The 11,574-nt window shown below is 62.2% G+C and carries 13 protein-coding genes; 6 read left to right on the forward strand and 7 right to left on the reverse strand.

The features are described 5' to 3' along the window. Window positions 1-16: 16 nt before the first annotated feature. Together dapB and RO07_RS22100 are read right to left on the reverse strand one after the other, a co-directional pair. Window positions 17-814: a 4-hydroxy-tetrahydrodipicolinate reductase gene (gene dapB, locus RO07_RS22095; protein ID WP_039413296.1), complete on the reverse strand. Its 798-nt coding sequence runs from the start codon at window positions 812-814 to the stop codon at window positions 17-19. A 31-nt stretch (window positions 815-845) separates the two neighbouring features. Then, window positions 846-1,499, reverse strand: a complete 654-nt coding sequence (locus RO07_RS22100; protein ID WP_072637130.1) for an outer membrane protein assembly factor BamE — start codon at window positions 1,497-1,499, stop codon at window positions 846-848. Between the two features lie 165 nt (window positions 1,500-1,664). Between RO07_RS22100 and fur the strand changes: the two genes are divergently transcribed. Together fur and RO07_RS22110 are read left to right on the forward strand one after the other, a co-directional pair. Next, the gene (fur, locus tag RO07_RS22105) at window positions 1,665-2,096 is read left to right on the forward strand and encodes a ferric iron uptake transcriptional regulator (protein WP_039405824.1); all 432 of its coding nucleotides are present in this window, start codon (window positions 1,665-1,667) and stop codon (window positions 2,094-2,096) included. A 173-nt stretch (window positions 2,097-2,269) separates the two neighbouring features. Next, on the forward strand, window positions 2,270-3,139 hold the full coding sequence (locus RO07_RS22110; RefSeq protein ID WP_084072756.1) for a Wzz/FepE/Etk N-terminal domain-containing protein: 870 nt from the start codon (window positions 2,270-2,272) through the stop codon (window positions 3,137-3,139). A gap of 40 nt (window positions 3,140-3,179) precedes the next feature. Here RO07_RS22110 and RO07_RS22115 read toward each other — a convergent pair whose 3' ends face one another. The 3 genes from RO07_RS22115 to tkt all read right to left on the reverse strand — a co-directional run bounded on the left by RO07_RS22115 (window position 3,180) and on the right by tkt (window position 7,122). Next, the gene (locus RO07_RS22115; protein WP_425325271.1) at window positions 3,180-3,959 is read right to left on the reverse strand and encodes an IS1595 family transposase; all 780 of its coding nucleotides are present in this window, start codon (window positions 3,957-3,959) and stop codon (window positions 3,180-3,182) included. Window positions 3,960-4,070: 111 nt separating this feature from the next. After that, a complete protein-coding gene (gene gap, locus RO07_RS22120) occupies window positions 4,071-5,081 on the reverse strand; it encodes a type I glyceraldehyde-3-phosphate dehydrogenase (RefSeq protein ID WP_039405834.1) in 1,011 nt (336 codons plus the stop codon). Between the two features lie 28 nt (window positions 5,082-5,109). Further along, window positions 5,110-7,122: a transketolase gene (gene tkt, locus RO07_RS22125; protein WP_052266802.1), complete on the reverse strand. Its 2,013-nt coding sequence runs from the start codon at window positions 7,120-7,122 to the stop codon at window positions 5,110-5,112. 59 nt (window positions 7,123-7,181) lie between these two features. Between tkt and RO07_RS22130 the strand changes: the two genes are divergently transcribed. From RO07_RS22130 to RO07_RS22145, 4 genes are all read left to right on the forward strand, one after another. Beyond that, window positions 7,182-8,258, forward strand: coding sequence for a spermine/spermidine synthase domain-containing protein (locus tag RO07_RS22130; RefSeq protein ID WP_084072757.1), 1,077 nt, complete (start codon window positions 7,182-7,184; stop codon window positions 8,256-8,258). 111 nt (window positions 8,259-8,369) lie between these two features. Then, window positions 8,370-8,798, forward strand: a complete 429-nt coding sequence (locus tag RO07_RS22135; RefSeq protein ID WP_039405840.1) for a VOC family protein — start codon at window positions 8,370-8,372, stop codon at window positions 8,796-8,798. Between the two features lie 126 nt (window positions 8,799-8,924). Continuing rightward, entirely contained in the window at window positions 8,925-9,662 is a 738-nt protein-coding gene (locus RO07_RS22140; protein WP_039405843.1) for a 16S rRNA (uracil(1498)-N(3))-methyltransferase, read from the forward strand. A 49-nt stretch (window positions 9,663-9,711) separates the two neighbouring features. Then, window positions 9,712-10,356 (forward strand): YidB family protein, encoded by a 645-nt coding sequence (locus tag RO07_RS22145; RefSeq protein WP_039405846.1) that lies wholly within the window; start codon window positions 9,712-9,714, stop codon window positions 10,354-10,356. A 171-nt stretch (window positions 10,357-10,527) separates the two neighbouring features. On the opposite strand, the gene RO07_RS22150 is transcribed toward RO07_RS22145, so the two are convergent. Next, entirely contained in the window at window positions 10,528-11,034 is a 507-nt protein-coding gene (locus RO07_RS22150) for a barstar family protein (protein WP_370749881.1), read from the reverse strand. Window positions 11,035-11,083: 49 nt separating this feature from the next. After that, window positions 11,084-11,485 carry a guanyl-specific ribonuclease gene (locus tag RO07_RS22155; protein WP_115089027.1) on the reverse strand — a complete coding sequence of 134 codons (402 nt, stop codon included), beginning with the start codon at window positions 11,483-11,485 and terminating at the stop codon, window positions 11,084-11,086. Window positions 11,486-11,574 lie beyond the last annotated feature (89 nt).

Below are 11,574 nucleotides of genomic sequence, written 5' to 3' on the forward strand. Positions count from 1 at the left end.
CGGCATCCGTATGCGATCAGCGCAGGCCCAGCACGTCCTGCATATCGAACAGGCCGGTCTTGCGCTGTGCGAGGAACCGCGCGGCACGCAACGAACCCTGCGCATAGGACAGGCGGCTCGACGACTTGTGGGTGATCTCGATGCGCTCGCCGATACCGGCGAACAGCACCGTGTGATCGCCGACGATATCGCCACCGCGCACGGTTGCAAAACCGATGGTGGACGGATCGCGCTCGCCGGTCACGCCTTCGCGGCCGTAGACGGCACACGCCTTCAGATCGCGGCCCAGCGCTTCGGCCACGACTTCGCCCATGCGCAGCGCGGTACCCGACGGCGCATCGACCTTGTGGCGGTGATGCGCTTCGATGATCTCGATGTCGTAGCCGGTGTTCAGGATCTTCGCGGCGATTTCGAGCAGCTTGAACGTGGCGTTCACACCCACGCTCATGTTTGGAGCGAATACGATCGCCACACGCTCGGCGCCCTTGGCCAAACGCGCCTTGTCGTCTTCCGACAGCCCCGTCGTACCGATGATCATCTTCACGCCATGCCTTTCGGCGGCAGCCAGATGTGCAAGCGTGCCCTCCGGGCGAGTGAAGTCGATGAGGTATTCGGCGTTGGCAAGCGCGGCGTCGAGATCGTCGGTGATCTTCACACCGGTGTCGCGGCCAAGAAAGGCGCCGGCATCGACGCCGAGCGCCGGGCTGCCTTCGCGGTCGAGTGCCCCGACCAGCTCGGCGTCATCAGTTGCCAACACGGTCTCGATCAGCATCCGCCCCATACGGCCGGAAGCGCCCGCAATCGCAATCTTCATCATGGTGAGTCTTTGGTCGTCTTCCAACAGCTTACTTCGGCGCCGAGAACAGGCCACCACCCGAGGTCATGCGCGGCGATGGGACAAGCCCGGTGCCGGTGGTCGCGGCACTGCCGCTCGGGCTGCTGCTGGCAGCGGGCGTAGCCGCCGGCACGCCGGCGTTCGGCGACACGGCGGTCGGAGCCGCCGCTGCCGCGTCGGGCGACGGTGCAGTGGCCTCGGCGGCGGCGGCACTGGCCGTCGACGGCGCCGGGGCTTCCGTCTTTACGGTCTTGCCCTTCTGGCCATCGATTTCCCGGACCAGTTGATATTCCGTCGGCAGGTTCTCGCCGCCTTCCCAGCGGCTCAGCGAATCGCCATCGAAATACACTTTCAGGTGACGCTCCTGCACTACCGACGCGTTGCCGCGCTTGAAGTAGAAGACGTAATCCCAGCGGTTCGCGTGGAACAGATCGGTGAGCAGCGGCGTGCCAAGCAACTGACGCACCTGATCGCGGGTCATGCCGGCCTGAAGCTGCTCGTAGGCCTCTTTCGATACGAAGTTGCCCTGGACGATGTTGATGCGATACGGCGTGACCACGCCGATCACCTTGTCGGTCATGCTGTCGTACGTCGAGCAACCGGCCAGCGCCAGGAGTGCTGCCGCCGCAAAGACGGGGAGCGGAAGGGAGAGATAACGACGCAAATCTGACTCGCTTTCAAAAAAATCGAAATTGATCCGGCACGCCCGGCGCGCCGCCACATCGCCCCTGTTGACGGCAGAAACCGTCCCGTTTGCCCCGGTTTGCACCCGGACAAGGCAAAAAGGCATTATTATTGGGGCTGTATTGTACTCTAGGGACGTAGAGCGATGCCTAATCCCGCCGATTTGAAAAATATCGGACTGAAAGCCACGCTTCCGCGCCTCAAGATTCTGGAGATCTTCCAGAACAGCAAGGTGCGTCATCTGACTGCTGAAGACGTTTACCGGCATCTGCTTGGGGAAAATCACGACATCGGTCTGGCCACGGTCTACCGTGTGCTGACGCAATTCGAGCAAGCCGGGCTATTGTCGCGCAGCAACTTTGAATCCGGCAAGGCCGTTTTCGAACTGAACGAAGGGCAACACCACGATCACCTCGTCTGCCTGGACTGCGGCCGTGTCGAAGAGTTCGTCGACGTCGAAATCGAGCGCCGCCAGAAACTGATCGCCAAGGAGCGCGGCTTCGTACTCCAGGAGCACTCGCTCGCCATGTATGGCAATTGCACCAAGGATCCGTGCCCGCATCGTCAGAAAAATTAAAAGATGTTTGCCTGGAATGTTTCCCTTTGGGGAGCCATTCCAAGACTATTCCCCACAGATAAGCGATAGCGGAACTGAACAGTGTCCGCATCGTCTACAATGCACGCCGCAAAATGAGTATGGCGGTGTGACGATTGTCCGCTGCACGACCGTATCGAGGTTTAAGCTCTCCTATGACTAGCGAAAAATCGCCTGACGCCGCACAGATGGATGCCGATGAAATTTCATTGGCGGATATCTTCGCATTTTTTCAAAAGAATCTGAAAGTCATTGCCGCACTTGCAGTGCTCGGTGCGATCCTTGGCGTCGGGACGACGTTCGTCTTGCAGAAGCAATGGGAAGGCAAGGTAACGTTACAGGTCGGGCGCGCAGCAGGTTCACCGGTCGCGGGACCGGACGGGCCATTGATCGAATCACTGCAGCAAACGGTTGGGCGCATCCAACTGAGCGCCTTCAGGGACAATGTCGCATCCGAGGTACTACCTCAGTTGCGCGGTAACACGGATGAACTGCGCAAGAGCGTCGTGTGGAAGGCTCTCAAGGCGCGTACGATCCAAGGCACGGCCTACGTCGAAATCGTGGCGCGCGGAACGTCGCCGGATGAAGCACGGCAAACTCTTAACGCAGCAGCACATCTGATCCAGACCGAGCACGCTGCAATCCTGGAACGCGCCCGCGCACTCCCCAAGCAGCAGCTCAGCGTCATTGACGCCGCCATTGAGGCAAACACCAAGGCACAGGAACAGTTGAGCAAAGCCTTGGTAAATTCAAAGAACACTGATTCCGTGATGGCATTGAGCGCACTGCAAAGCAGTCGGACGGAGCGCGCCTCGCTGAACGAGAGCCGCTTCCGCGCCGCCCAAATGCTGGCGCCGGATCAATCGTACAACACCCGAATCATCAGCGACATTCAGGTCGACGACCAGGGACCCGCATTCCCGCGGAAGTCCTTCTTTGGTGCGGGTGGTCTGATACTCGGTGTTATTCTGGGCATTCTGATCGGGCTCATTCGCAAGACACGTTCAGAACGCGTGGCAAGCTAAATCGCGAACATTCGCCGCGCGTCAAAACAAAAGGTAATTCCTACCCAGACCGGACCAAAATGGGTTGAATTTCAAGGGTAGGAGTTGCCTGCATAAGCTTACGCAGCAAGGGTGTCAGGTCCTCATCTCGGTGGTTGAATCGGTAGCACGTTTCAGCCAAATAAAGATGGAAGAATTTGCTGGGTACGCCGCGGTACGGATAGAGCCAATTCTTGGCGTAGCTCCAGAAGCCTTCGATGCCGTTGATATGGTCCCTGCCAACTGGCTTGCCCTTCTCCTTGCGCACCACGACATGCCCGCCTCGTAACCTCAAGGTGGCATAGGCCTGCCAAGCATCGGTGTAGTACAGCGAACCCTCGCGGGTGTGAGCTTGGATCTGCTCCATGATGGCAGCTTGGTCGTGCTGGGCAATCGGCGCGGCCTTCACTTCGCCGTTGCGTTTCACAATGCCGAAGACCACCACCTTGCCCGCAGCCCCCCAGCCCCGTTTGCCGTGCCGAGCCCCGCCAAACGTGGTTTCGTCGCATTCCAGGGCTCCGGCGAACGGCTCACGCAACTGCTCCTGCTGAGCCATGCAGGCACGGACTAGCCGGTAGAAACGCTCGCGCGATTTGGCGCTGACCGACCGATCAAAACGCTGCCGATACACCGGCACTCCCAGTACAAACAACTCCAGCAAGCGCGTCTTCTCGCGACTGCTCAGACGCACCGAATCCCAAACAGAGGTCCAACTGAATCGCTTGCCGCAGGCACGGCACTTGAGCCGTCCATCGGACAGTTTGTAGGGCCTGCTCGCGGAACACTCAGGACATCGTTTCATCGTCGGACCAGGGTAACTCTGGTCCGGTTTGGGTGGGAATTACCAAACAAAAAGCCGCTGTCTCACAACAGCGGCTTTTTTCGCATCAGCGACTGAGTGTCGCTGCGGCGCTTACTTGGCCGACATCAGCGCGACGGTCGTGTCGAGCATGCGGTTCGAGAAGCCCCACTCGTTGTCGTACCACGAGTTCACCTTCACCAGACGACCCGACACCTTGGTCAGCGTGCCGTCGAAGTTCGACGACGCCGGGTTGTGGTTGAAGTCGATCGACACCAGCGGCGCCGTGTTGTACGTGGCGATGGCCTTCAGCGGACCTTCGGCGGCTTCTTTCAGGATCGCGTTGACTTCGTCCACCGTCGTATCGCGTTTGGCAACGAACGACAGGTCAACGATCGACACGTTGATCGTCGGAACACGGATGGCATAGCCGTCCAGCTTGCCGTTCAATTCCGGCAGCACCAGACCGACGGCCGAAGCCGCGCCCGTCTTCGTCGGGATCATGCTCATCGTGGCCGAACGGGCGCGACGCAGGTCTTCGTGATAGACGTCAGTCAACACCTGGTCGTTCGTGTAAGCGTGAACGGTGGTCATCAGACCCGTTTCCAGACCGATCTTCTCGTGCAGCGGCTTGACGAGCGGTGCCAGGCAGTTCGTGGTGCACGAAGCGTTCGAGATGACCGTGTCGGTCGACTTGAGCACGCCTTCGTTCACGCCGAACACGATCGTGGCGTCCACATCCTTGCCGCCCGGGGCCGAGATGATGACCTTCTTGGCGCCGCCCTTCAGGTGCGCACTGGCCTTTTCCTTCGACGTGAAGAAGCCCGTGCACTCGAGCACGACGTCCACACCCAGCTCGCCCCACGGCAGTTCCGCCGGATTGCGGTTGGCCAGCACGCGGATCTTGTCGCCGTTGACGATCATGAAATCGCCGTCGACCGACACCGTGCCCGGGAACTTGCCGTGGGCCGTGTCGTATTGCGTCAGGTGAGCGTTCGTCTGCGCATTGCCGAGATCGTTGATGGCGACGATTTCGATGTCGTGCTTCTTGCCACCTTCGTAGTGGGCACGCAGAACGTTGCGGCCGATACGGCCATAGCCGTTGATAGCGACGCGAATGGTCATGGGGGTTTCTCCGTAAGGTCTAACGAAATCAGCCAAGCACGGACTTGACCGTCGCGACCACGTGGTCGACGGTGAAGCCGAAGTGTTTGAACAGCACGCCGGCCGGAGCCGACTCGCCGAAGGTGTCGATGCCGACCACGCGGCCTTCCAGGCCGACGTACTTGTGCCAGAACGCCGTCACACCGGCTTCGATCGCCACTCGCGGCACGCCGCGCGGCAGCACGCTCTCGCGATAAGCCTCGTCCTGGCGATCGAACACATTGGTCGACGGCATGGACACGACACGCGCCGCGATCCCCTCGGCAGCCAGAACTTCGGCGCCCTTGAGGGCCAGATCCATTTCCGAACCGGTCGCGATCAGCACAACTTGCGGTTTCGCAACGTCGCGCAGCACGTAGCCGCCTCGGCGAATGTCCGCGATCTGCGCATCGTCACGCGAGACGAACGGCAGGTTCTGGCGGCTGAGAACGAGGCTCGACGGACCGTCGTGACGCTCCACGGCTGCAACCCAGGCCGCTGCGGTTTCCGTCGTATCGCACGGACGCCATACGTCCATCTGCGGAATCAGGCGCAGGCTCGACACATGCTCGATGGACTGGTGCGTCGGGCCGTCTTCGCCCAGGCCGATCGAGTCGTGCGTGAACACGAAGATCGAGCGCAGCTTCATGAGCGCCGCCATACGCAGCGCATTTCGGCTGTAGTCGGAGAACGTCAGGAACGTACCACCGAACGGAATGTAACCGCCGTGCAGCGCAATACCATTCATGATGGCGCTCATGCCGAACTCGCGCACACCGTAGTTGATGTGGTTGCCGAACTGCACGCCCTCGGCGTTCGCTCGCACGGCCTTGCTGGCCTTCCAGTTCGTGAGGTTCGAGCCGGTCAGGTCGGCCGAACCGCCGAGGAACTCGGGCAGCACCGCGGCAAGACCTTCGATGGCGAGTTGCGACGCCTTGCGCGTGGCCACTGTCTCCGCCTTTTCGTTGGTCCTGGCGATCAGAGCCGCCGCGGCCAACTTGAAGTCGCCCGGCAGTTCACCCTTCATGCGGCGCTCGAACTCGGTGGCTTCGGTCGGGAACTGACTGCGATATGCGGCAAAACGCTCGTTCCACTGCGCTTCAGCCTGTTGACCCGCGGCCTTCGCATCCCATGCCGCGTAGACTTCGGCCGGCACTTCGAACGGGGGCAGTTTCCAGCCCAGTGCGGCGCGCGTGGCGGCGATTTCGTCGGCCCCCAGCGGCGCGCCATGCACGTCGTGACCGCCTTGCTTGTTCGGTGCGCCCTTGCCGATCAGCGTCTTGCAGCAGATGAGCGTCGGACGATCCGACGTCTTGGCCTTCGCGATGGCGGCGTCGACGGCATCGGCGTCATGGCCGTCAATGCCGCGAATCACGTTCCAGCCGTAAGCTTCGAAACGCTTCGGCGTGTCGTCGGCGAACCAGTACTCCACGTCGCCATCGATCGAAATGCCGTTGTCGTCGTAAAGTGCGATGAGCTTGTTCAGACGCAGCGTCCCCGCAAGCGAGCAGGCTTCGTGCGAGATGCCTTCCATCAGGCAACCGTCGCCGAGGAAGGCGTACGTGTAGTGATCGACGATCTTGTTGCCCGGGCGGTTGAATTCCTTGGCCAGCAACGCTTCCGCAAGCGCGAAGCCCACGGCGTTGGTGATGCCCTGGCCCAGCGGGCCGGTGGTCGTCTCGACGCCCGGCGTGATACCCACTTCGGGGTGCCCCGGTGTCTTGCTGTGCAATTGACGGAAGTGCTTGAGTTCTTCGATCGGCAGATCGTAGCCTGTCAGATGCAGCAGCGAATAGATGAGCATCGAGCCATGGCCGTTCGACAGCACGAAGCGATCGCGATCGGGCCAATGCGGATTGACGGGGTTGTGCTTGAGGTGACGCCCCCAGAGCGCGACCGCGATATCGGCCATGCCCATCGGCGCGCCAGGGTGACCGGAGTTGGCCTGTTGGACCGCGTCCATGGAGAGGACGCGAATGGCGGAGGCCATCAGCGCAGCCGTTGCAGGAGAGGAGTTCGTCATGGTGACCAGCCGGAAGAGCGGGCGTGCCCCGTTGCCGCGAGCTGCCGCGCGAAATTCAAATGCGGGAAAAGACCAAGATTTTACCAGATGCGGCACTCGCCCGTGTCGTTTGTACCGAATTTCCCCAGCCCACGGGAACGTGGAATCATGCGGAGAAGTGGCCCGTTCGCCACGAATTAGAGGAAGTTGCCTTGCCAATGCCAGCCAAACGCGACGTCACTCCAAAGGATTCCGGCAACACGCCGCCGAACCCACCACGGTCTTTCAATGCCCCGCTTGGGCCAGCGGCGACCTACACGTTCAGCGGACGCACAGTGTTCGCCACGACGTCGAATCATCAGCGGATCGAAGTCGTCGATCTGCCCGCATTCGGCCCGCTCGGCCGCGCCTACCGGCTCGACGATCGCTTCATGGCATCGCTCGCCGACGGCCACATCTGCCACGAACTCATGACCCATCCGTTGTTGCTCGCGCACGGCGCGGCGCAGCGCGTGCTCATCCTGGGCGGCGGCGATGGCGGCTCGGCGCGCGAAGCGCTGCGCCACCCCGGCGTGCGCGAGGTCGTGGTCGCCGAGCTCGATGCGCAGGTGCCCGCGACGATCCTGCAGTACCTGCCCGCCATGGCAGACGGTGCGTTCGACGATCCGCGCACCACCCTTGTCATCGGTGACGCTCGCCATCTGGTCGACGCCGCCCTCTCTCGCAATGAATATTTCGACGCCGTGATCTTCGACCTGACGGAAGCCGACGGCAACGCCGCAACGCTGCACGACGCGCCGTTCTTCGCGAAGATCCGGCAATTACTCGGCCCGCGAGGCGGGCTCGCCCTGCAACTCGGTTCGCCCTGGTTTCAGGGTGAGCAGGTGCGGCGCGTGCTCGGCGCCCTGCGCAGTGTCTTCCGGCACGTGCGACCGATTACCGCGTACGTGCCGCTGTACGGCACGCAATGGGCTCTTGCGTACGCAAGCGATGCCATCGACATCCGCGACGCCCTCGGCACCGTGCCGCCAGTGGCCGCGCCGGTCCTGCGGGAGCTGCGTCACTACGCGCCCCACAGGCACGCCGCGCTGTTCGACATCGCGCCTGAACTTGCGCCCGTGCTCGGAGAAAACGACGTTACGACGTCGGCAGGATGACACGCAACGGATGAAGCGTTCACGCGTTCCTTGTATATTGGGGGCGAGTCATGACCGTCGACCTGCGATCGTCAACACGCTGCGGGGCGACGGACTTAACGGAGCCGAGCCATGTCCGATCCCCGCCCATCCCATGTGCCGTGGTTGACGCCTTATCTGACCGTACGCGACGCCAAAGCGGCGGCGGCATTCTACGAGCAGGCATTCGGCTTCACCGTACATGACATGGTGGACGACGACGGTGCCGTCATGCACGTCGAAATGTACTACCAAGGGCAACTGATCCTGATGTTCGCCCCCGAGGGCGCATTTGGCAGCACCGCACGTTCACCACACTCGTCCGGCATAGAGGCTCCGCAGAGCTTCTATGTCTATACGGAAGACGTCGACGCGCTCTATGCACGGGCCACGGCGGGAGGGGCAAAAGGCCTGATGCCGCCGAGCGACCAGTTCTGGGGTGACCGATTCTGTCAGTTGGAAGATCCCGACGGCTATCGCTGGGGATTCGCGCGCCCGGTCACGCCTCTCACGCCCAGGTAACGGCCCCATCCCTCGCGGTGGTCGTTCGCGGCCGTGCCGAGCACGCCGTGTACCACACACTGCGGTATGCTTCGATCCCCGGCGACGCCCTACCGCCACCGTTTGCGCTTAACGTCCTCCACTTCTATGCCACGTTTTTTCATCGACGCGCCACTGCACGCCGGCGCCCTGCTCGATCTTCCGGAAGCCGTCGTCCGGCATGTGCAGGTCCTGCGCCTGAAGGCCGGCGATCCCCTCACGTTCTTCAACGGCATGGGCGGCGAGTTTCCCGCGGTGCTCACGAGCCTGGAGAAGCGCCATGCCGTCGCCCAACTCGGCGGGCATGATCCCCGCGAAGCGGAAACGCCGTACCGGATCACGTTGGCACAGGGCATCGCGGGCGGCGACAAGATGGACTGGCTCATCGAGAAAGCGATCGAGCTGGGCGTTGCCGACATTCAGCCGCTCGCCACGGAACGTTCCGTCATTCGGCTTGACGGGGAAAGAGCGGCGAAACGCGTTGCGCATTGGCAGGCGCTGGCACAGGCCGCGTGCGAACAATGCGGCCGAAATCGCGTGCCGCGCATCCTGCCTATCCGCCCCATCGCCACGTGGCTGCGGGACCAGGACACGGTTACGAGTTATGCGTGGCGTGTGCTATTGTCACCTAGAGCAGACGAAGGCTTCGACACGCTGCCCCCGCAAGCGCCTTCGCAGCCCGGCGTGCTGCTCTTCGGCCCGGAGGGCGGGCTGGCACCTCAGGAGGAAACCCTCGCTCGGGAAGCCGGATTTACGGCGATTCGTCTGGGCGGGCGTATCCTGCGGACGGAAACGGCGGGCATGGCGGTACTCGCTGCATTGGCCGCGCGCTGGGGCGGTTGGTAAGCACGGATGATCAGGAAAACGGCCTCACAAGCCTAAAGGAGTAATCGTCATGGGTATCCTCGATTCCATTCTCGGTGGCGCCGTCGCTAACCCGGCGGGCGGCAACAGCGGCGGCGGCAACACGAGAATGTTGCTGTTGATGGGCTTGCTGGCGATGATCGCCAGTCGCTCGGGCAGCGCCCAAGGCCAGGACGGCGAAGGCGGCGGACTGCTCGGATCGCTGGGCGGCGCACTCGGCGGTATGCTGGGCGGCGGGGCTGCGGCCGGCGGAGCCGGCGCCGGTGGCTTGGGCGGCCTGTTGGGCGGTTTGCTGGGCGGCGCACAATCCCCGCAGACTGGTGCGGGCGCGCCGGCCACCTCGCCGGGCGACTTGATCGGCGCCCTTGGCGGCCTCGGCGGTCTGACGCAGGTACTGGAAAGCGGCGGCTTGGGCGACGCGGTGCGTTCCTGGGTCGGCACGGGTGCCAATCAAGCGGTTTCTGCCGATCAGGTAACGCAGGCACTCGGCCCCGGTGGCCAACTGCAGCAGTTGGCGAATACGGCAGGCGTGAGTCAGGACGAAGCGGCCCAGCAGTTGTCGTCGCTCCTTCCGGAAGTCGTCAATCACCTCACGCCGAACGGCGACGTGCCGCAAGGGCAACTCGATCTCGCGAGCCTCGCCCAGCATTTTCTCGGCGAACGGACCGGCACGTAAGCCCGACCTCTACCGAAACGAAAAAGGTCCGCTTGGCGGACCTTTTTTCTTGGTGGCGGACGTCGTGATAGGGAACCGGAGCCGGCTCCGATCGCCTTCTGCCGTCAACTCGCAGCGAATCCGCCGCGATCTGGCACGAAGCGATATTCAATGGATATTCAATGCCGCGCCTTACGCAAACGAATAAAAGACGCGGAACGAAACCCGGCGCTCGGCCCAGAACTCAGCGGCATCGCGGAAAACGTCCAGCAGCGTTTCACGCCCGTCCTTGTCGAACTTCGTCACGACGGGCAGCCCTTCGAGCACGACGACGAATCCTGGCTGCGGGCCGCAGTGGCTGACCAGATCGGTCAGGCAATCGTGCAAAGCGTCGTAGTTCTTTCCGAAATGCTTGGGGAAAAGGAACGATGTCGCGATCGTCTCCAGCACCTCGGCCTTGCTCTGCGCCTGCGAACAATTGGCGTACAGGAAATGCTGTCCGAGTCGCTCGGCCTCCGCGGCCAGTTCCGGCACGCGGAATGCACGGATCGACTGCACGATATTCGGCCTGACGGTCTTGAAAAGACTCATATCTCCCTCTTCCGATAAGGCATGGCGGCGGCCAGCCCGCGCTACAGCATGCAGGCCCAGCACCTGCTTGAACAAGTTGCCCTCGCCCGCACCGAATGGATCTGCCATAAGATCTTTCCCGCGTTCCTGTGCGAAAACCGGCTCACTCATACTGCTGTCATTCCCTTATGCGTCTAAAGCTGTTGTAGTGATCTTGGGTGTAGTAACACGGATCGACCACGCGTTGGTTGCCGCCACAGATGATGCGCCTGGCGCCCCTATTGTGGGCACCGGGAGTCGGCACCGTATATTCATGGTAATAGCCGCGCGGCATTTTGGGCAGGCGCTTTTCGTAGTTCCCGAACACGATGCCATCCTTGGCATAAGGGAACGGCCCACCCTGAGCAATCAGCGTCAGCGTACGCTGCGCTTCGCGGGGCAACTCGGCAACGGTGACCGTTGCCGTCTGATCCGTGACGAATGGCGCGGTTTCGCGCGCCACGACATTGCCCGCCAGAATGACGCTACTCGCCGCCGTCACTGCCACGATGCCCCGGTGAAGCCAACGTGCCATTGTCATAGCTAGCTTGTCGCCCGGCGCGGCTTTGCGCTGCAGGCTCGTTCTGGTGGGTGAAGCCGTAAGATTATCGCTATTGCTCGAGAGAATCA

Source organism: Pandoraea pulmonicola, from assembly GCF_000815105.2.
Lineage (GTDB): Bacteria > Pseudomonadota > Gammaproteobacteria > Burkholderiales > Burkholderiaceae > Pandoraea > Pandoraea pulmonicola.